The organism is Streptomyces sp. NBC_00096 (assembly GCF_045041305.1).
Taxonomy (GTDB): Bacteria; Actinomycetota; Actinomycetes; order Streptomycetales; family Streptomycetaceae; genus Streptomyces.
On sequence record NZ_CP108221.1, the window covers coordinates 5,796,499 to 5,815,223 of the forward strand.

Genomic DNA, 18,725 nt, shown 5'->3' on the forward strand with positions numbered 1-18,725 from the left:
GAGAGGGACGTCTAGTACCGGGTCACCGCGAGCGGTCCCGATTCCGTGCCGATCGCGATGTGCGGGGCCCTGCGCGGGTTCGCCCAGCGCAGGACCGCGCGCATCGCGCCCTCGGGGACCGAGACGCAGCCGGCCGTCGCGCCCCTGCCGTTCACGTGCAGGAAGATGCCCGCGCCCCGGCCCCGTACCGGCCGGTCGTAGTTGAAGGCGATGACCAGGGCGTGCGCGTACTGCTTCGCGTACGCGGTCAGGTGCTCCGCCTCGCCCGGCGCGCAGTCCGCGGGCAGCGGCTCCACCCAGCGGTTGTAGCTGCCCGAGGCGTTGTCCTGGCACCACCAGGAGGCGGGGCTCACCCGCCGGTAGCGGTACTCCGTCCCGGCCGGGGCGCGCGCGATGCCGAAGGCGTACGGGAGCGCGTACAGCCCGGCCGGCGTGGTGTCCGTGCCCTGGGTGCGGGTCGCGCCCTCGGTCAGTCCGTTCGCGCCGAAGCGGGCGGGGGCGCTGCCCGCCTCGTACCAGTGCCCCGCCCTCCGGTCCCACCAGGTCAGACGGCCCGTCGTGGAGCCGGGGCCCGGGGCCACGGCGGTGATCAGCTGGCTGCCGCCGCCGGTGTCGGCGAGACGGGCGGGCAGCGGCGGACCGCCGTGGGGGCCCTGGGAGAGCAGGCCGGTGACGATCAGTGAGGCGAGGGCGACAGCGGTACGCAGCACATGTCAGACGGTACGGGGCGGAAGGGGCAGCGGCAGCGCAGGCAGGCCGTCCACGCTCACCCCGATGAACTCCTTCTTCTCGCAGTACTCGTTGAACTCCTCGTCCGTCTTGCGGCCGAAGTACTCCGCGTGGAGGGTGCGCTCGCCCTGGTACTCCATGAAGGGGATGGCGTACCCGCACACGTCCGCGATCCGCCGGGCCCTGACGAGGATGACGGCGCGCGCCGCGGGCCCGTCGGCCTCCCCGAACAGGTCCACCAGTCCGTCCCAGCGCGGGTCGTCACGGAAGACGGCCTCGCCGTCCCCGTGGATGCGCACGATGTTCGGCGGCCCGCTGAACGCGCACCACATCAGCGTGATCCGGCCGTTCTCGCGCACGTGCGCGATGGTCTCGGCGCCGCTGCCCCCGAAGTCCAGATAGGCCAGGGTCGTCTCGTCGATGACGACGAGCGTCCCGGCGCGGCCCTTGGGGGAGAGGTTGATGTGCCCGTCGCCGGCCAGCGGCGCGGTTGCGGTGAAGAAGATCGGCTGTTCCTCGATGAACTTGCGGAGCCGACCGTCGATGCGTTCGTAGAGCTTTCCCATGATCGGAGTATCGCACCGGCCCACTGTCCGGTTTAAGGGATTCCAGTCGGTGAGACCTGGGTGAGCCCCAGGCGGGAGCGGCGCAGCCGCAGCTCGTAGTCGTCGAACAGGTACTCGGACTGCTCGAGCAGCACGGCCAGTTCGGGCAGGTCCGCCTCCCCCAGGCGCAGGCCGGCCTGCCAGTTCCAGGCGCGTACGGTCGCCCGCGCCGTCGCGCGCAGGCCCGTACCAGGGAGGAGCGGTCCATGAGGTACCGCACGCCCTCATCGGCCCGCCCGGCCCCGCGCAGCGCGGTGACCCCGGCGGCCCGGACCATGGGGAGGCGCCCGCCCAGCAGCGCGTCGACCGCCGCGTCGTCCGGCCCGTCGGCGGCCATCGCGGCCAGGGCGGCGTCGGTCCAGAGCCGGCTCACCACAGGATCGGGCTCGGTGCGGGCCCGGCCCGCGAGTTCCCGCACGGCGAACCCGCCGCGCTCCAGCAGCATCCGGGCGGCGAACCGCCGGGTCGGCGGGTCGGGGCTGTCGCGCAGCGCGAGGAGGGCCGGGGCGGTGGTGTCCGGGTCCGAACGCAGCGCGGCCCAGGAGGGGGCTTGATTGACGAATCATGCGGAGCACTGCATAGTTATGCCTAACGCACGATGCACGCAGTGAGGAGAACCCCGTGACCGAGCGCGTCGTACTCGCCTATTCGGGTGGCCTGGACACCTCCGTCGCCATCGGCTGGATAGCCGAGGAAACGGGAGCCGAGGTCGTCGCCGTCGCCGTCGACGTCGGCCAGGGCGGCGAGGACCTGGACGTCATCCGCAAGCGGGCGCTCGCCTGCGGTGCGGTCGAGGCCGAGGTCGCGGACGCCAGGGACGAGTTCGCCGACGAGTACTGCCTCCCGGCGATCAAGGCCAACGCCCTCTACATGGACCGCTACCCGCTGGTCTCCGCCCTCTCGCGGCCGGCCATCGTCAAGCACCTCGTCGCCGCGGCCCGCAAGCACGGCGCGACGACCGTCGCCCACGGCTGCACCGGCAAGGGCAACGACCAGGTCCGCTTCGAGGCCGGCATAGCCGCCCTCGGCCCCGACCTCACCTGCATCGCCCCGGTCCGCGACTACGCGATGACCCGGGACAAGGCCATCGCCTTCGCCGAGAAGGCGGACCTGCCGATCGCCACCACCAAGAAGTCCCCGTACTCCATCGACCAGAACGTCTTCGGGCGCGCCGTCGAGACGGGCTTCCTGGAGGACATCTGGAACGCGCCGATCGAGGACATCTACGAGTACACCTCGAACCCGGCCCTCCCGCGGGAGGCCGACGAGGTCGTCATCTCCTTCAAGGAGGGCGTTCCGGTCGCCGTCGACGGCAAGCCCGTCACCGTCCTCCAGGCGATCCAGCAGCTCAACGAGCGCGCGGGCGCCCAGGGCATCGGCCGGATCGACATCGTCGAGGACCGTCTCGTCGGCATCAAGTCGCGCGAGGTGTACGAGGCCCCGGGCGCGATCGCGCTGATCACCGCCCACCAGGAGCTGGAGAACGTCACCGTCGAGCGCGAACTGGCCCGCTACAAGCGGCAGGTCGAGCAGCGCTGGGGCGAGCTGGTCTACGACGGTCTGTGGTTCTCCCCGCTGAAGCGGGCGCTGGACGGCTTCATCAACGAGGCCAACCAGCACGTCACCGGTGACATCCGGATGACCCTGCACGGCGGCCGCGCCGTCGTCACCGGCCGCAAGTCCGAGGAGTCGCTGTACGACTTCAACCTCGCGACCTACGACTCGGGCGACACCTTCGACCAGTCGAAGGCCCAGGGCTTCATCGAGATCTTCGGCCTCTCCTCGAAGATCGCGGCCCGCCGCGACCTCGCCTGATCCGCCGGCCCTGATCCGCCGGCCCTGATCCGGCAGTCTGGATCCGGCAGTCTGGAACCAGCGGTCTGGAACCAGCGGTCCCGATCCGAACCCGCAGTACACACCGTCTCCCCGTTACCTCCGCGACGGGGAGGCGGTTGCACATCCAAAGCCTTATTTGAGGAGCAGTAGCTGTGAGCAGCAACAACGGTGGTGACGTCCGGCTCTGGGGCGCCCGGTTCGCCGACGGTCCCGCCGAGGCCCTCGCGAAGCTGTCCGCGTCGGTCCACTTCGACTGGCGCCTCGCGCCGTACGACATCGCCGGCTCCCGCGCCCACGCCCGTGCGCTCGCCAAGGCGGGGCTGCTCACGACCGACGAGCTCGGACGCATGATCGCGGGCCTGGACCAGCTCCAGGCCGACGTGGCGGACGGCTCCTTCACCGGCACCATCGCCGACGAGGACTGCCACACCGCCCTGGAGCGGGGCCTGCTGGAGCGGCTCGGCGCCGACCTCGGCGGCAAGCTGCGCGCCGGCCGGTCGCGCAACGACCAGATCGCCACCCTCTTCCGGATGTACCTGCGCGACCACGCCCGGATCGTGGGCGGGCTGATCGCCGAGCTGCAGGACGCGCTGGTCGGCCTCGCCGAGGCGCACTCGGACGTGGCCATGCCGGGCCGGACCCACCTGCAGCACGCGCAGCCGGTGCTCTTCGCCCACCACGTACTGGCCCACGTGCAGTCCCTGTCCCGGGACGCGGAGCGGCTGCGGCAGTGGGACACCCGGACCGCGGTGTCCCCGTACGGCTCGGGCGCCCTGGCGGGCTCCTCGCTCGGCCTGGACCCGGAGGCGGTCGCCGCCGACCTGGGCTTCGAGCGCGGCTCGGTCGGCAACTCGATCGACGGCACGGCCTCGCGGGACTTCGTCGCCGAGTTCGCCTTCATCACCGCGATGATCGGGATCAACCTCTCCCGGATCGCGGAGGAGATCATCATCTGGAACACGAAGGAGTTCTCCTTCGTGACCCTGCACGACGCCTTCTCCACCGGGTCGTCGATCATGCCGCAGAAGAAGAACCCGGACATCGCGGAGCTGGCGCGCGGCAAGTCGGGCCGCCTCATCGGCAACCTGACCGGCCTGCTGGCCACGCTCAAGGCCCTTCCCCTGGCCTACAACCGCGATCTCCAGGAGGACAAGGAGCCGGTCTTCGACTCCTGCGACACCCTGGAAGTGCTGCTGCCGGCCTTCACCGGGATGATGGCCACCCTCACGGTCAACCGGGAGCGGATGGAGGAGCTGGCCCCGGCCGGCTTCTCGCTCGCCACCGACATCGCGGAGTGGCTGGTCAAGCAGGGCGTGCCGTTCCGGGTGGCGCACGAGGTGGCCGGCGGGTGCGTCAAGGAGTGCGAGGGGCTCGGCATCGAGCTCGACGAGTTGACGGACGAGCAGTTCGCGAAGATCTCGGAGCACCTGACGCCCGAGGTCCGCACGGTCCTCAACGTCAAGGGCGCCCTGGCCTCGCGCAACGGCCGCGGCGGCACCGCCCCCTCGGCGGTCGCGGTCCAGCTCACGGAGCTCAAGGCCGACCTGGTCATCCAGCACGCCTGGGCCACGCACAAGCAGTAGACGCACAAGCAGGAGACGTGGCGCCCGGAGGGGCGGGGGAGCCGGCCGGCTCCCCCCGCCCCTCCGGCATGGACAGGGAATCAGCAGACGACGGTGATCGAGAACGGCCGGTCGCTGTCCACGGCGGCGGTGCCGCCGGAGGACGGCGTCGCGGTGCGGATGAAGAGGGTGTTCTCGTTCACCTGGCCGACCAGGATGGAGGAGCTGCCCGGACCGGGGTCGTTCCCGCCGTTGGTGTTGATGGTGCCCAGCAGGGCGCACCCGTTGAGGCCGGAGCTGGTGGTGATGTTGTAGCGGCCGATGCCGAACTTGCTGATCCCGGTGATGCCCTGGCCGCCGATGATCTGCCCGTTCGCGGCGACCTTGGCCCAGGCGGTGGTGACCGGCGCGGCCTGGGCCTGGGCCTGGTGCGGCTCGGCGGACGCCGATGACACCGCGACGGCGCCGCCGATCGTGAGTGCCATCGCCGCGGCGCCGAGGGCAAGCTTCTTGGAAACGTTCATGGTTCTCTCCCTGCAGAAGTCGGAAACGATGCAGGTGAACCCGCCCCGGGTAAGGGCTCACTGGGGAGGAGCCTCTCCCTTCCCGGCCGGTCGCGGAAGGTCTGGCGGACGCGGTCACTCCAAATGATCAAACCCGTCGGCGTGAGCGCATTCGTTCGATGGGGGATTTCTCGACGAGGCGCGTTGACGACCCCGCATGATCACGAACGACCACGGGTAGTACTCCCCGAATCACCCCGAGTGACTCCCGGTCGTTTTCAGGCCACCCGCGCCGCCCAGTCCGCCAGGGCGTCGAAGTCGGCCCGGACCAGACCGATCCGCTCGTCGATGCGCAGCAGCAGCGCCCGCGCGGGGTGGTGCTGATCCACGTACTCGTGGTCCATGCCGGTGATGTCGTCGTCGATCCAGGCGAAGGGCCGTTCCCCCGCGTACTCCAGGACGTACTGGGTCTTCCAGAACGTCCCGCGGGGCGCCCGCCCGTGCATCTGCGGCCAGTCGATCCAGGGCAGTTCCGGCAGTCCCAGGTGCGGGCCTATCCATTCGTTCGCCTCGCCCTTCCAGGTGGTCGCCCACACCAGGTCGTACGAGTCCGCGAGCGCGAGCAGCTCCGCCCCGTGGTCCGGATTCAGCCAGACCCGCAAGGGCTTCGCGCTCTCGGCTCCCGTCCAGCCCGTCGGGCGCATCCGGTGGGTGCGGTACCCCTCGGGGCGCCGCTGGGGCTTGGCCGCGTAGGGGTTCAGCGGGCCGTCCACGTCGATCAGCAGCAAGGGTTTCTGGTTCATCCGGGAAGGATTCCTTTCGGCGCCCGGAGGGGCAGCTCATTAATTGGGTGAGACGGCAACGTCTCATTCGGGTTATGCTCGTCTCATGGCCATGGATCGTGATCAGGTGCTCCGCGCCGCCGCCGCCCTGCTCTCCCGCAAATCGACCGCCACGATGGACGAGGTCGCCAGGGCCGCCGGCATCGGCCGCGCGACCCTCCACCGGCACTTCGCCGGGCGCGACGCCCTCGTACGGGCGCTCGAAGAGCTCGGGATCCGGGAGTTCGAGGTGGCCTTCGACAAGGCCCGCCTCGGCGAGGGCACGGCGATCGACGCGCTGCGCAGGCTCATCGCCGAGGCGGAGCCCAACGGCGAGCTGCTGGCCTTCCTCGTCACCGAGAACCAGCTCTTCGAGGGCGACCAGGTCAACGAGGGATGGGCCCGCCTCGACGCCCGCGTCGGCGACCTCTTCAGGCGCGGGCAGCAAGAGGGCGACATCCGGATCGACCTGAGCCCCGCCTGGCTCACCGAGGCCCTTTACAGCCTCATCGGCGCCTGCGCCTGGGCCGTCATGGACGGCCGGGTCGCGGCCAAGGACTTCTCGTACATGATCACCGAGTTGCTGCTCGGTGGCGCAAGACGGAGTGTGGAGAAATGAGCCGTACCGAACAGCTGACCAAGCCGAAGGGGGCGGAGGGCAGCAGCCCCGGGCGCTGGATCGCGCTCTCCGTGCTCGTCCTGGCCGTCCTGCTGGTCGCGGTCGACGCCACCGTACTCGGTCTCGCCACGCCCTCCCTCAGCGAGGACCTGAAGCCGTCCGGCACCCAGCTGCTGTGGATCGGCGACATCTACTCCTTCGTCATCGCCGGCCTGCTCGTCTCCATGGGCTCCCTCGGCGACCGGATCGGCCGCAAGAAGCTCCTCCTCGTCGGCGCGGCGGCCTTCGGCGCCGTCTCGGTCCTCAACGCCTACGCCACCAGCCCCGAGATGATGATCCTCGCCCGGGCCCTGCTCGGCGTGGCCGGCGCCACCCTGATGCCGTCCACCCTCGCGCTGATCCGCAACATCTTCCACGATCCCAAGGAGCGCAGCCTCGCCATCGGCATCTGGGGCGCCACCGCCTCGGCCGGCGCGGCCGTCGGCCCGGTGGTCGGCGGAGCCCTGCTCCAGCACTTCTGGTGGGGATCGGTCTTCCTCATCAACCTCCCCGTGATGATCGTCCTGGTCATCGTCGGCATCAAGCTGCTGCCCGAGTCCAAGAACCCCGTCGCCGGCCCCTGGGACCTGCTCAGCGTCGGACTCTCCCTCGTCGGCATCATCGGCGTCGTGTACGCCGTCAAGCAGGTCGCCACCCACGGCATGGGCTGGGAGGTGTGGGCCGCCGCCGTCATCGGAGCGGGCGCGCTCTACACCTTCGTACGCCGCCAGTTCACCCTGACCGCCCCCCTCCTCGACATGCGGCTCTTCAAGCACCGGGGCTTCTCCGGCGCCGTCCTCGCCGACCTGCTCACCGTCTTCGGCCTGTCCGGACTGGTCTTCTTCCTCTCGCAGTTCCTCCAGCTCGTCCAGGGCCGCGAGCCGCTCGAAGCCGGCCTGGCGGAACTGCCCGCCGCGATCGGCGCGGTGGTCACCGGTCTGGTCGCGGGCAGGTACGCCCGCAAGTACGGGGTACGCGTCATCGTGACCGGCGGCCTCGCCGCCATCGGCGTCGCGCTGGCCGCGCTGACCGTGATCCACAAGGAGACCGGCTACCCGCTGCTCGGTGCGGCCCTGCTCATCGTCGGGCTCGGCGCCGGCTTCTCCTTCACCGTCACCGCCGACGTGATCCTCTCCAGCGTGCCCAAGGAGCAGGCCGGTTCGGCCTCGGCCGTCTCCGAGACCGCGTACGAACTGGGCGCCGCCCTCGGCATCGCCCTGCTCGGCTCGGTCGTCACCGGCGTCTACCAGGGCTTCACCGCCCCGGCCTCCGTCACCGGCCCGGTGGCCGACGCCGCACACGAATCCCTCGGCGGCGCCGTCGAAGCGGCCAAGTCGCTGGACCCGCAGACCGCGCAGCAGATGCTGGACTCCGCCCAGGAGGCCTTCGTGGACGGCCTGCGGCTCGCCTCCGGCGTCGGCGCGGCCGTCCTGCTGGCCACCGCCGTCGCCGCCTGGTTCCTGCTCAAGGGCCAGGAGCTCCAGGACGGCATCGAGCACTGACGCCACGCCAGAGGGTGGTGCCCCGCGCGGAGTTGACAGCCCGTCGACGCGCGGGACACCATCCCGGCGATGGAGATCACCGATCTGACCCCGGCGGAACGCCGCGTATGGGACGCCTTCCCGCGCGGTGAGGGCATCGACTTCCGGGAAGGCGCCGACGAGGAGGCCACCGACGGCGCCTCGTGGGGTCCCGATCGGACCGTACGGGCCGAGGTGCTCGCCTTCCTGCTGCTGCGCGAGGCTCCGGCCGCCGGGCAGGTCCCCGGGATGAACGTCCGGGGCGCCCGGATCACCGGCAAGCTCAACCTCAAGTACGCAGACATCGAGCACGCGATCCGGCTGCGGGCCTGCTGGTTCGAGCGCAAACCCGTCCTCTACGGGGCCCGGTTGCGGGCCGTGTCGCTGAGCGACTCCGCCCTCCCCGGCCTGACCGCGTCCACCGTCAGCGTCGACGTCGCGCTCAGGCTGTCCTGCTGCCGCATCTCCGGGCCGGTGCGTCTCGCGGGCGCCCGGATAGCCGGTGGACTCTTCCTCCAGAAGGCGGTCATCGGCACCCCCGGTCCGGCCGCGGCGGGCCAGGAGGCCGCCCTGCAGTTCAATCACGCCGACATCGGAACCGACGTCATCGCCATGGACCTCACCGTCCACGGTCAGACACGCGTCAACGGCGCCACCGTCGGTGGCCAGATCAACCTGAACAACGCCCGGCTCCTGGCCCCCGGCGCGATGGCCCTGCACGCCGAAACCCTGACCGTCGGTACCGACGTACGGGCCAAGGGGCTGGAAGCCCGGGGAATGTTCAACCTCACGGGATCCCGGATACCCGGCCAGCTCTACCTCGGCGACGCCCGGCTCATCAACCCCACCGGCATCGCCCTGCGCGCCTCCAGCTGCTCGATCGGCGAGGTGTGGCTCAGCGGCCGCGAGTGCGTCCAGGGAACGATGAACCTGCGGCGCTCCCAGTTCGACCTGCTCCACATGCCGCCGGAGACGTGGCCGCGGCGCATCCGCATCGAGGGACTCACCTACCGGACCCTCAGCCCGCACCAGTCCGCCGAACAGCGGCTGCCCGCCCTGGAGCGCGAGGAGTCGGGCTACCTCCCGTACGCCTACGAACAGCTCGCCGCGGCCTACCGCACGGCCGGCGACGAGGCGGCCGCCCGGACCGTGCAGCTCGCCAAGCTCCGCCGGCACCGCCGCACCCTGCCCCGGCACGCCAGGATCTGGGGGCTGCTCCAGGACGCCACCGTGGGCTACGGCTTCCGGCCGCTGCGCGCCGCGGGCTGGCTGCTGGCGCTGCTGGCCACGGGCACGATCGCGTACACGCTGCACCAACCCCGGGAGCTGAAGACGGGGGAGGCGCCGGAGTTCAACGCGATCTTCTACACGATGGACCTGATGCTGCCGATCATCGGCTTCGGCCAGGAAGCGGCCTTCGCGCCGGACGGCTGGTACCAGTGGCTGTCGTACCTGCTGATCGTGACCGGCTGGGTCCTGGCCACGACGACCGCGGCGGGCGTCAGCCGGTCACTGCAGCGGCAGTAGCCCCGGGGTGGGGAGGGCTACGCGGCTTCCTTGGCCTTGGTGGCGTACATGTCCACGTACTCCTGGCCCGAGAGCCGCATGACCTCGGCCATCACCGAGTCGGTGACGGCGCGCAGCACGTAGCGGTCGCGGTCCATGCCCTCGTAGCGGGAGAACTCCATCGGCTCGCCGAAGCGGACGGTGACCCGGCCCGGGCGCGGCATGCCGGCGCCGCCGGGCTGGAGCTTGTCCGTGCCGATCATCGCGAAGGGGACGACGGGCGCGCCGGTCATCAGGGTCAGCCGGGCGATGCCGGTGCGGCCGCGGTAGAGGCGGCCGTCGGGGGAGCGGGTGCCCTCGGGGTAGATGCCGAAGATCCTGCCCTCTTCGAGGATCCGGCGGCCGGTCATCAGCGCGGCGACGCCGCCGTTGGCCCCGTCACGGTCCACGGGGATCATGCCGGCGCCGGTGAAGAACCAGGCCATCGCACGACCCTTGATCCCCTTGCCGGTGACGTACTCGTCCTTGCCGATGAAGTGGACCGTGCGGTCGCACACCAGCGGCAGGAACATCGAGTCGATGAAGGTGAGGTGGTTGCCCGCGAGGATCACCGGACCGGTGCCCGGAATGTTCTCGATGCCCTCCACACGGGTGCGGAACATCATGCGCATGACGGGTCCGACGGTGGCTTTGATGAGGCGCGTACGGAACAACGTGGGCCCTCCGGCATCGAAAAGCGGTTCTCGCACCCACCACACGGCGGTGGTGCAGGTGAGGACGATACTCGCGGGTCCGCTCTGATCGCACATCGGGTTCACGAGGTGGATACGCAGTGTTGACGCACGTTTCCGCCGTGTTCCGCCCGAGCACCCCCGCCCGCCACCGCCGCTTGCCTACGATCGGCAGGCGAAATCGGGCCGTTGGACCCGGAGATCCCGGGACGCCCGGCCCTTTCGGCGATGGGAGTGGCACTCATGACGCAGGGTGGGGCAGCACGGCGCACGGTACTGGGCGCGGCGGTGGCGGCGGCGGGCGGCGCCTTCGGCGGGCTCGCGGCGGGAGCCGGGTCCGCGTCGGCGGCGGAGAGCGAGAGCGGGGGAGTCCGGGGCGGCGGGTCCGGCGGGTACGGCGGCGGGTACCGGGACCTGCCCGTGCCGACGGTCATCGGGCACCGGGGGGCCAGCGGCTACCGGCCCGAGCACACGCTCGGCTCCTACCAACTCGCGCTCGACCTCGGCGCCGACGTCATCGAACAGGACCTGGTCCCGACCAGGGACGGCCACCTGGTGTGCCGCCACGAGAACGAGATCGGCGGTACGACCGACGTCGCGGACCACCCCGGCTTCGCCTCCCGCAAGACCACCAAGACGGTCGACGGGATCGCGGTCACCGGCTGGTTCACCGAGGACTTCACCCTCGCCGAGCTGAAGACCCTGCGCGCGAAGGAACGCATTCCCGCCATTCGTCAGCGCAACACCCTCTACGACGGCCGCTGGGAGGTCCCGACCTTCGAAGAGGTGCTCCGCTGGGCCGACCGGGAGGGCCGCCGGCGCGGGAAGCGCGTGTGGCTGCACGTGGAGACCAAGCACCCCAGCTACTTCCGGGCCCTGGGCCTCGGCCTGGAGGAGCCCCTCGCCAGGCTGCTGCGCCGCTACGGGCGCGACGGCCGCGGCGCCCCGCTCTTCCTGCAGTCCTTCGAGCCCTCCAGCATCCAGCGGCTGTCCCGGCTGGTCTCCGCCCCGCGCGTGGTGCTCCTCTCCGCCGCGGGCACCCGCCCCTGGGACTTCGAGCTGGCCAAGGACCCCCGGACGGTCGCCGACCTGGTCAGGCCCGAGGGGCTGAGGTGGATCGCCGGCTTCGCCCAGGGCATCGGTCCGACCATGGACCTGATCCTGCCGCGCGACGCCGCGGGCAGGCTCACCGCGCCGACCACCCTCGTCAAGGACGCCCACGCGCAGGGGCTGATCCTGCACCCCTACACCGCGCGCAACGAGAACAGCTTCCTGCCGGCCGAGTACCGCGTGGGCACCGACCCGACGGCGTACGGCGACGCCTTCGGCGCGTTCAGGAAGTACTTCGAGCAGGGCATCGACGGCATCTTCACCGACCAGGCCGACACCGGACTCCTCGCGGCGGAGGCCTTCCGCCCGGGCCGGGGCGTCAACCAGTAGGCGGAGCTCCCCGTACGAGTGGGCCGTGCCCGGCGGCGAAACCGCCCGGCGCGGCCCTCGCGTCCCGCCCGGCATGGACCTGTTCAAGGCTGACCCCTCCGAGGCCGGCTCCGCCGCGGCCGCTCTCTTCGACAAGCTCGGCCCGCTGCTCTCCGCCGAGGCGGCCGCGGAGACCGCGGGCACCGGGGAGGACGCCGCCGACCTGGAACAAGCCGTCTGGGTCAGGCTGCTGGAGCACCGGCGCACGCCCGCCGAGCCCGCCGTCTGGCTGCGCCGGGCGGTGCGCGCGGAGGCCCGGCTGGCGCGGCGCCGGGCCCGGCGCGAGGTTCCGTACGGCAACCGCCACCACCCCGTGGACGGCGGGCGCGGCACCGGGGCCCGTAGCAGTGCGGACACGGAACCGGAAGACGCCCTCCTGCACGGCGAGGACAACCGGGCCCTCCGGTCGGCGGTCGCCCGATTGCCGGGAAGGTGTCCGGAGCTCATGAAGGCACTTCTGTCGCCCAGGGACCTCACTTACCGTGAAATCGCAGGAGAGTTGGGTATCTCACAAGGAAGTTTGGGGCCCGTCCGTTCCCGATGCCTGGGATGTCTGCGCAGAATGCTGGCTGCAAAGGTTGAGGCTCCCGACCTGCGGGGAATGGAGCGGTAGACCACAGGGCTACCAGGTGAGCGGGAGGCATGCGCACATGGGCATGAGCGTGACCATTTCGGCGGCAGCTGCCGAGGATGCCGAGCAGATCATCAAACTGCAGTACCTGGCGTTCCAGAGCGAGGCCGAGCTGTACGGCAACTACCGCATCCAGCCGCTCACCCAGTCCCTCGACTCCCTCAAGGCGGAGCTGGCCTCGGACACCGTACTGGTGGCCCGGCTCGGCGAAGAGATCGTCGGGGCCGTGCGCGGCAACGTGGACGAGGAGGGCACGGGCAAGATCACCAAGCTCTGCGTCCACCCCCGTCTCCAGGGCCACGGACTCGGTGCCCGGCTGCTGAGGGCGGTCGAGGCGGCCCTCGCCGGCCACGACGGGACCACTCGCTTCCGGCTGTTCACCGGCCACAAGAGCGAGTCGAACCTGCGGCTCTACCGCAAGGCCGGCTACACCCAGGTCGGCGGGCGCACCGCGTCCGACGGCGTCCGCCTGGTGATGCTGGAGAAGGAGGCCAAGGAGGCCACCGACTTCGCGGTCAGCGCCTAGCGCCTAACGCCTAGCGCTTCGCGCGGAGCCAGAGCATCCCGGTGATCGGCAGGATCACCGGGATGAACAGGTAGCCCATCCCGAAGTCCGACCACACGGTCGCGTCGGGGAAGGCCTCGGGCCGCACCAGGGTCCAGGTGCCCACGACGAGTACGCCGGTCAGCTCGGCGGCGCAGCAGATCCGCGCCGCCTTGCGGGCCGTCTCCCCGCCGCGCACCAGCGAGTACGTGATGAAGGCGTACACCAGGGCCGCCACGGCCGACAGCGAGTACGCCAGCGGCGCCCGGTCGAACTCGGTGGAGATCTGGTAGAGCGAGCGCGAGACCGCGCCGACCGTGATCACTCCGTAGAGCCAGACCAGCAGCACCCCCGGCCCGGTGACCAGGCGCTTGCGCCCGGCCGGCGTGGTGACGGTGGCGTCCGTGTCCGTGTCAGGCACCGGTGTTTCCCCAGATGTCGTAGAGCCGTACTTCGAGGACGGCGAGGACGACCGCGCCCGCGGCCACCGTCACCGAGCCCCATTTGGTCCGCTCGGTCAGCGAGAGCATGCCCGCGGCCGGGATGGCCGCGAAGGCGCCCAGCAGGTAGGCCACGAAGAGCACCGTGCCCTGCCCGGGCTTCTCGCCCCGGCCCAGCTGGACCAGGCCGATCACCAGCTGGGCCAGGACCAGTACGGTCACCACGGCCATGCCGATGAAGTGCCAGTCCTTGGTCGGCTGGTCCCGCCAGGCGGCGAAACCGCACCAGGCGGCGAGGGCGAGTGCGGCCACGCCGATGGCGACCGTCAGGGCGTCGAGCATGCAGCGAGGGTATTACGGGCCGAAAGACCCGATGCGCTCACCCCTGCTCCCGGGCTTTGCTTGAAGGCATGAAGCTGCAAGGAACGCACGGCCCGCATTTCGACGCCCTGCTGTTCGACAACGACGGCACGCTCGTCTCCTCGATGGAGTCGGTGCACCGCTGCTGGACCCGCTGGGCCCGGGAGTACGGCATCACCTTCGATGCCCTGGCCGCGGTCGCGCTGCACGGCCGTCCCGCCGCCGAGATCATCGCCGACCTGCTGCCCGCCGGGGTGCGGGACGAGGCGCTCGCCCGGATCGAGGCGCTGGAGACCGAGGACGTGGCGGGCGGCGTGGTCCTGCTGCCCGGGGCGAAGGAGCTGCTCTCCGCGCTCCCCGCCGGCCGCTGGGCCGTGGTCACCTCCGCGACCCGCCCGCTGGCGCAGGCCCGGCTGCGGGAGGCCGGCATCGACTTCCCGGAGCTGGTGGCCGCCGATGACATCACCCGGGGCAAGCCCGATCCGGAGCCCTTCCTGCTGGCGGCCGCCCGGCTGGGCGTGGACCCGGCCCGCTGCGTGGTCTTCGAGGACGCTCCCGCGGGCCTGGCCGCGGGCCGCGCCGCCGGGATGGTGACCGTGGCCTTGACCACAACGCACCCGGCCGCCGAACTCGACGCGGACGTGGTCGTACGGGACCTGTCGGCCGTGTCCGTGCTGGTCGGAGCCGGTGGGATCACGATCGAGACGGACGACCGGCCCTGACCGGCGTTGTCCGGTATGTGGTCGAAATCCGTCCGCTATCCGGACACTTCTGATCGGTGACGGGGAACGTCTGGTTTACTGGGCCCATGACCACGACGAGCAGCCGCACCCTTGCGACCGAGGCGACCCTGACGCCCGGTGCTCGTTGTATGTGTCGAATGTGCGCCTTCTGAGGGCCCCTTCCCCAGGTCTCGCGCCCCGAAGCGAGACCGGCCGAGCCAGCTGCGGCACCCCCGTGTGAACCCGGATCGCTCCTGCCCCGCGCATGCGCCGAAGCCGTCGTTTTCCGACGGTTCGACCCGTATCGCGTCCCCAGATGTTTGCCCCGTGCCGGCAGCCCGCTGCGCCGCGCACTCGACAGCGACGGAAATCCTGTGATCACCACATCGGGCCTCACGAAGGTCTACCAATCCCGTGGCCGCGAGGTCACCGCCCTGGACGGCGTCGACCTGCACGTCCGCCAGGGCGAGGTCTACGGAGTCATCGGCCAGAGCGGCGCCGGAAAGTCCTCCCTGATCCGCTGCGTGAACCTGCTGGAGCGCCCCACCACCGGCACCGTGAGCGTCGACGGCATCGACCTCACCGCGCTCGCCGGCCGGGGCCGCCGGGCCGGCAAGGAGCTCCGCGAGGCCCGCAGCCGCATCGGCATGGTCTTCCAGCACTTCAACCTGCTGTCCTCGCGCACCGTGCAGGGCAACATCGAGCTCCCCCTGGAGATCCTCGGGGTCCCCGGCCGCGAACGCTCCCGCAAGGCCGCCGAACTCCTCGACCTCGTCGGCCTCGCGGACAAGGCCAAGTCCTACCCCGGCCAGCTCTCCGGCGGCCAGAAGCAGCGCGTCGGCATCGCCCGCGCCCTGGCCGGCGACCCCAAGGTGCTGCTCTCCGACGAGGCCACCAGCGCCCTGGACCCCGAGACCACCCGGCAGATCCTCCAGCTGCTGCGCGACCTCAACCGCCAGCTGGGCCTGACCGTGCTGCTCATCACGCACGAGATGGACGTGGTCAAGTCCGTCTGCGACTCGGCCGCCCTGATGAAGCGGGGCCGGATCATCGAATCCGGAACCGTCAGCGAGCTGCTGGCCACCCCCGGCTCCGAGCTCGCCCGCGAACTGTTCCCGCTGACCGGATCCGCGACCACCGCGGAGCACACGGTCATCGACGTCACCTTCCACGGCGAGACAGCGACCCAGCCGGTCATCTCCCAGCTGGCCCGTACGTACAACATCGACATCTCGATCCTCGGCGCCGCGATGGACACCGTCGCCGGCCGCCAGATCGGCCGCATGCGCATCGAACTGCCCGGCCGCTACGAGGACAACGTCGTGCCCGTCGGATTCCTGCGCGAGCAGGGCCTGCAGGTGGACGTGGTGGAAGCCGACGCACTGGCCGACGTACAGGTCGACGTTCGGGCGGACGTGGACGGCGAACTGGCCGAGCTGGTCAAGGATGGTGCGAAGTGACCTGGTCCGAAATGCAGCCGCTGCTCACGCAGGGCACCTTCGACACCCTCTACATGGTGCTGTGGTCCGCGCTGGTGACCATCCTGGGCGGCCTGCCCATCGGCATCCTGCTGGTCCTCACCGACAAGGGCGGCCTGCTCCGGAACCGTGCGGTCAACAAGATCCTCGGCGTGATCGTGAACATGGGCCGCTCGCTGCCGTTCATCATCCTGCTGATCTTCCTGATACCGGTCACCACGGCGATCGTCGGAACCTTCATCGGCCCCACCGCCATGATCGTCCCGCTCGCCATCGGCGCCATCCCCTTCTTCGCCCGGCTCGTCGAGACCGCCGTCCGCGAGGTGGACCACGGTCTGATCGAGGCCGTCGAGTCCATGGGCGGCGGCATCCCGACCCTGGTCGGCAAGGTGCTCCTCCCGCAGGCGCTGCCCTCCCTGATCGCGGCCGTCACCACCACCGTGATCACCCTGATCGGCTACTCCGCCATGGCCGGCGCGGTCGGCGGCGAAGGCCTCGGCTCCAAGGCCATCACCTACGGCTTCCAGCGCTTCGAGACCGGCTTCATGGTCGCGACCGTCGTCGTGCTGATCTTGCTCGTCACGGTGATCCAGCTCATCGGCGACGGCGTGGTACGCCTCCTCGCGCGGCGGGGTCGGACAGCCTGATCCAGGCCGGCCCCGGACGTACATTTCCGAACTTTTCTCCATAGAGCCCGCACTTGTCGTGCTTGGGCCGTCATCCGCACAGCAATATGCACCGAAAGGCACTCTTCGTGCGCAAGAACATCAAGCTCGCCGCCCTCGCCGCCGCCGCCGCCGCGCTCACCCTCTCCCTGAGCGCCTGCGGCAGCTCCTCGGACCCGTCCTCCACCAAGGCCGACGGCGGCAAGACCGACGAGAGCAAGGCCCTGGTCATCGCGGCGTCCCCGACCCCGCACGCCGACATCCTGAAGTTCGTGAAGGACAACCTCGCGGCCAAGGAAGGCCTCAAGCTGGAGGTGAAGGAGTTCACGGACTACGTCCTGCCGAACACCGCCACCCAGCAGGGCCAGGTCGACGCCAACTACTTCCAGCACGTGCCGTACCTCGACGACTTCAACAAGAAGAACGGCACCGACATCGTGCCCGTCGTGAACGTGCACCTGGAGCCGCTGGGCCTCTACTCCAAGAAGGACAAGGCCCTCACCGACATCAAGGCCGGCCAGACCATCGCCGTCCCCAACGACCCCACCAACGAGGGCCGCGCGCTCCAGCTGCTCGCCGCGAACAAGCTGATCACCCTCAAGGAGGGCGTCGGCACCGGCGCCAAGCTGTCCGACATCACCGACAAGAAGGGCCTGGAGTTCAAGGAGCTGGAGGCCGCCACGGTCCCGCGTGCCCTGAACGACGTGGACGCCGCCGTCATCAACGGCAACTACGCCATCGAGGCCAAGCTCGTCCCGGCCAAGGACGCGCTCGTCCTGGAGAAGGCCGAGGGCAACCCCTACGCCAACATCCTCGCGGTCAAGAACGGCAACCAGAACGACCCCCGGATCCAGAAGCTCGCCAAGCTCCTGAACTCCGACGAGGTCAAGAAGTTCATCGAGGACAAGTACAACGGCTCGGTCATCCCGGCCTTCGGCAAGCCCGCCGCCTGATCCGGCAAGCTTGATCCACCAGATCCGGCCGGACCCGTCCGGCCGGTCGGTCCGGCCCCGTACGCCCCACCGGTGTACGGGGCCGGACGCTGCCCGCTTCCGGGCAGCCCGGGCCTGCACATCACCAGGCCGATGCTGCATGCTGTGGCCTACGACCCGCGGACACGGCCGTACGAACGGTCCCGCACAACGGTCGCCTCGCACCACGGTCGCACCACGGTCTCAGGCTTGGAGCTGCGCATGACTACCACCTTCCCGGACGTCACCATCAGCACGGACCGGCTGGTGCTGCGCCCCTTCGAGGAAGAAGACGTCACCGCGCTCACCGAGATGATGAACGACGAGCACGTCACCGCCTGGACCTCGGTCCCGCACCCCTACACCCACGCCGACGCGGTCACCTGGGCCACCCGGGACTCCCACGCCGAGCGCACCGAGGGCCGCGGGATCGTCCTCGCCGTCACCGAGTTCCTCACCCAGCGCCTGGTCGGCATCGTCCACCTCCAGCACACCGACTGGCGCACCCGGTCCACCGAGGTCGGCTACGTCACCGCCCCCTGGGCCCGCGGCGAGGGCTACGCCAGCGAGTCCGTCCGCGCCGTCGCCCGCTGGCTCTTCAGCGACCAGCGCTTCGAACGACTCGAACTGCGCACCGCCGCCGACAACACCGCCTCCCAGCAGGTGGCCCAGAAGATCGGTTGCATCAGTGAAGGCGTCCTGCGCAACGCCTGCATAGTGCGCACCCAGAACCCCGACGGCTCCTGGGCGGACACCCGCAGCGACCTCATCGTGTGGGGGCTGGTCCCCGAGGACCTCGAAGAGGACGGGTACGGCGGGGAGTACGCCGACGGGTACTCCGTCGGCTACGCGGACGACCGCTCCAGCGGCTACGACGACTACCGGACGCACCCGTCCGACGCGAACGGCTACGCCGTCTCGGCCGACCGGAACTGACACGATGACCAGGTAGTCTCACCGTGCC

21 protein-coding genes are annotated in these 18,725 nt (G+C 70.6%); 14 read left to right on the forward strand and 7 right to left on the reverse strand.

Translation table 11 applies throughout. The features are described 5' to 3' along the window. Nucleotides 1-11: 11 nt before the first annotated feature. Both OG904_RS25630 and OG904_RS25635 read right to left on the reverse strand, forming a co-directional pair. Nucleotides 12-710 (reverse strand): L,D-transpeptidase, encoded by a 699-nt coding sequence (locus OG904_RS25630; protein WP_405494797.1) that lies wholly within the window; start codon nt 708-710, stop codon nt 12-14. Nucleotides 711-713: 3 nt separating this feature from the next. Further along, nucleotides 714-1,295, reverse strand: a complete 582-nt coding sequence (locus tag OG904_RS25635) for a pyridoxamine 5'-phosphate oxidase family protein (RefSeq protein ID WP_405494799.1) — start codon at nt 1,293-1,295, stop codon at nt 714-716. A 245-nt stretch (nt 1,296-1,540) separates the two neighbouring features. Between OG904_RS25635 and OG904_RS25640 the strand changes: the two genes are divergently transcribed. From OG904_RS25640 to argH, 3 genes are all read left to right on the forward strand, one after another. Further along, nucleotides 1,541-1,888, forward strand: coding sequence for a hypothetical protein (locus OG904_RS25640; RefSeq protein WP_405494801.1), 348 nt, complete (start codon nt 1,541-1,543; stop codon nt 1,886-1,888). 67 nt (nt 1,889-1,955) lie between these two features. Continuing rightward, nucleotides 1,956-3,149 (forward strand): argininosuccinate synthase, encoded by a 1,194-nt coding sequence (locus OG904_RS25645; protein WP_405494803.1) that lies wholly within the window; start codon nt 1,956-1,958, stop codon nt 3,147-3,149. Between the two features lie 173 nt (nt 3,150-3,322). Beyond that, nucleotides 3,323-4,753, forward strand: coding sequence for an argininosuccinate lyase (gene argH / locus OG904_RS25650; protein WP_405494805.1), 1,431 nt, complete (start codon nt 3,323-3,325; stop codon nt 4,751-4,753). A gap of 80 nt (nt 4,754-4,833) precedes the next feature. On the opposite strand, the gene OG904_RS25655 is transcribed toward argH, so the two are convergent. Then, entirely contained in the window at nt 4,834-5,256 is a 423-nt protein-coding gene (locus OG904_RS25655; RefSeq protein ID WP_405494807.1) for a hypothetical protein, read from the reverse strand. Nucleotides 5,257-5,513: 257 nt separating this feature from the next. Beyond that, nucleotides 5,514-6,038, reverse strand: a complete 525-nt coding sequence (locus tag OG904_RS25660) for an HAD domain-containing protein (RefSeq protein WP_405494809.1) — start codon at nt 6,036-6,038, stop codon at nt 5,514-5,516. Nucleotides 6,039-6,123: 85 nt separating this feature from the next. Here OG904_RS25660 and OG904_RS25665 point away from each other — a divergent pair, with 85 nt between their 5' ends. From OG904_RS25665 to OG904_RS25675, 3 genes are all read left to right on the forward strand, one after another. Then, nucleotides 6,124-6,675 carry a TetR/AcrR family transcriptional regulator gene (locus OG904_RS25665; protein WP_405494811.1) on the forward strand — a complete coding sequence of 184 codons (552 nt, stop codon included), beginning with the start codon at nt 6,124-6,126 and terminating at the stop codon, nt 6,673-6,675. Beyond that, nucleotides 6,672-8,216, forward strand: a complete 1,545-nt coding sequence (locus OG904_RS25670) for an MFS transporter (RefSeq protein ID WP_405494813.1) — start codon at nt 6,672-6,674, stop codon at nt 8,214-8,216. The genes OG904_RS25665 and OG904_RS25670 overlap by 4 nt, the downstream gene beginning before the upstream one ends. Nucleotides 8,217-8,285: 69 nt before the next feature. After that, on the forward strand, nt 8,286-9,761 hold the full coding sequence (locus OG904_RS25675) for a membrane-associated oxidoreductase (RefSeq protein WP_405494815.1): 1,476 nt from the start codon (nt 8,286-8,288) through the stop codon (nt 9,759-9,761). 17 nt (nt 9,762-9,778) lie between these two features. Here OG904_RS25675 and OG904_RS25680 read toward each other — a convergent pair whose 3' ends face one another. After that, nucleotides 9,779-10,549: a lysophospholipid acyltransferase family protein gene (locus OG904_RS25680; protein ID WP_405494817.1), complete on the reverse strand. Its 771-nt coding sequence runs from the start codon at nt 10,547-10,549 to the stop codon at nt 9,779-9,781. Between the two features lie 165 nt (nt 10,550-10,714). Between OG904_RS25680 and OG904_RS25685 the strand changes: the two genes are divergently transcribed. The 3 genes from OG904_RS25685 to OG904_RS25695 all read left to right on the forward strand — a co-directional run bounded on the left by OG904_RS25685 (nt 10,715) and on the right by OG904_RS25695 (nt 13,107). Beyond that, on the forward strand, nt 10,715-11,911 hold the full coding sequence (locus OG904_RS25685; protein WP_405494819.1) for a glycerophosphodiester phosphodiesterase: 1,197 nt from the start codon (nt 10,715-10,717) through the stop codon (nt 11,909-11,911). Between the two features lie 73 nt (nt 11,912-11,984). After that, nucleotides 11,985-12,563, forward strand: coding sequence for a sigma-70 family RNA polymerase sigma factor (locus OG904_RS25690; protein ID WP_405498268.1), 579 nt, complete (start codon nt 11,985-11,987; stop codon nt 12,561-12,563). 37 nt (nt 12,564-12,600) lie between these two features. Beyond that, complete coding sequence (locus tag OG904_RS25695; protein ID WP_405494821.1) at nt 12,601-13,107, forward strand: GNAT family N-acetyltransferase; 507 nt, start codon at nt 12,601-12,603, stop codon at nt 13,105-13,107. A gap of 10 nt (nt 13,108-13,117) precedes the next feature. Here OG904_RS25695 and OG904_RS25700 read toward each other — a convergent pair whose 3' ends face one another. Both OG904_RS25700 and OG904_RS25705 read right to left on the reverse strand, forming a co-directional pair. Beyond that, complete coding sequence (locus OG904_RS25700; protein ID WP_405494823.1) at nt 13,118-13,546, reverse strand: hypothetical protein; 429 nt, start codon at nt 13,544-13,546, stop codon at nt 13,118-13,120. Continuing rightward, entirely contained in the window at nt 13,539-13,907 is a 369-nt protein-coding gene (locus OG904_RS25705) for a hypothetical protein (protein ID WP_405494825.1), read from the reverse strand. The genes OG904_RS25700 and OG904_RS25705 overlap by 8 nt, the downstream gene beginning before the upstream one ends. Nucleotides 13,908-13,975: 68 nt before the next feature. On the opposite strand from OG904_RS25705, the gene OG904_RS25710 reads away from it, so the two are divergent. The 5 genes from OG904_RS25710 (at nt 13,976) to OG904_RS25730 (ending at nt 18,697) form a co-directional block, all read left to right on the forward strand. Beyond that, complete coding sequence (locus OG904_RS25710; RefSeq protein WP_405494827.1) at nt 13,976-14,647, forward strand: HAD-IA family hydrolase; 672 nt, start codon at nt 13,976-13,978, stop codon at nt 14,645-14,647. 374 nt (nt 14,648-15,021) lie between these two features. Beyond that, nucleotides 15,022-16,107, forward strand: coding sequence for a methionine ABC transporter ATP-binding protein (locus OG904_RS25715; protein WP_405494829.1), 1,086 nt, complete (start codon nt 15,022-15,024; stop codon nt 16,105-16,107). Next, on the forward strand, nt 16,104-16,772 hold the full coding sequence (locus tag OG904_RS25720) for a methionine ABC transporter permease (protein WP_405494831.1): 669 nt from the start codon (nt 16,104-16,106) through the stop codon (nt 16,770-16,772). The genes OG904_RS25715 and OG904_RS25720 overlap by 4 nt, the downstream gene beginning before the upstream one ends. A gap of 107 nt (nt 16,773-16,879) precedes the next feature. Beyond that, entirely contained in the window at nt 16,880-17,743 is an 864-nt protein-coding gene (locus OG904_RS25725) for a MetQ/NlpA family ABC transporter substrate-binding protein (RefSeq protein WP_405498270.1), read from the forward strand. Nucleotides 17,744-17,983: 240 nt separating this feature from the next. Beyond that, entirely contained in the window at nt 17,984-18,697 is a 714-nt protein-coding gene (locus OG904_RS25730) for a GNAT family N-acetyltransferase (RefSeq protein WP_405494833.1), read from the forward strand. Nucleotides 18,698-18,725: the final 28 nt, after the last annotated feature.

Excerpts from the sequence above, each read along its gene's own strand:
- OG904_RS25635 (WP_405494799.1), bottom strand. The coding sequence starts at position 1,295 with ATGGGAAAGCTCTACGAACGCATCGACGGTCGGCTCCGCAAGTTCATC.
- OG904_RS25640 (WP_405494801.1), top strand. The coding sequence starts at position 1,541 with ATGAGGTACCGCACGCCCTCATCGGCCCGCCCGGCCCCGCGCAGCGCG.
- OG904_RS25655 (WP_405494807.1), bottom strand. The coding sequence starts at position 5,256 with ATGAACGTTTCCAAGAAGCTTGCCCTCGGCGCCGCGGCGATGGCACTC.
- OG904_RS25660 (WP_405494809.1), bottom strand. The coding sequence starts at position 6,038 with ATGAACCAGAAACCCTTGCTGCTGATCGACGTGGACGGCCCGCTGAAC.
- OG904_RS25665 (WP_405494811.1), top strand. The coding sequence starts at position 6,124 with ATGGCCATGGATCGTGATCAGGTGCTCCGCGCCGCCGCCGCCCTGCTC.
- OG904_RS25670 (WP_405494813.1), top strand. The coding sequence starts at position 6,672 with ATGAGCCGTACCGAACAGCTGACCAAGCCGAAGGGGGCGGAGGGCAGC.
- OG904_RS25675 (WP_405494815.1), top strand. The coding sequence starts at position 8,286 with ATGGAGATCACCGATCTGACCCCGGCGGAACGCCGCGTATGGGACGCC.
- OG904_RS25680 (WP_405494817.1), bottom strand. The coding sequence starts at position 10,549 with ATGTGCGATCAGAGCGGACCCGCGAGTATCGTCCTCACCTGCACCACC.
- OG904_RS25685 (WP_405494819.1), top strand. The coding sequence starts at position 10,715 with ATGACGCAGGGTGGGGCAGCACGGCGCACGGTACTGGGCGCGGCGGTG.
- OG904_RS25690 (WP_405498268.1), top strand. The coding sequence starts at position 11,985 with ATGGACCTGTTCAAGGCTGACCCCTCCGAGGCCGGCTCCGCCGCGGCC.
- OG904_RS25695 (WP_405494821.1), top strand. The coding sequence starts at position 12,601 with ATGGGCATGAGCGTGACCATTTCGGCGGCAGCTGCCGAGGATGCCGAG.
- OG904_RS25705 (WP_405494825.1), bottom strand. The coding sequence starts at position 13,907 with ATGCTCGACGCCCTGACGGTCGCCATCGGCGTGGCCGCACTCGCCCTC.
- OG904_RS25710 (WP_405494827.1), top strand. The coding sequence starts at position 13,976 with ATGAAGCTGCAAGGAACGCACGGCCCGCATTTCGACGCCCTGCTGTTC.
- OG904_RS25730 (WP_405494833.1), top strand. The coding sequence starts at position 17,984 with ATGACTACCACCTTCCCGGACGTCACCATCAGCACGGACCGGCTGGTG.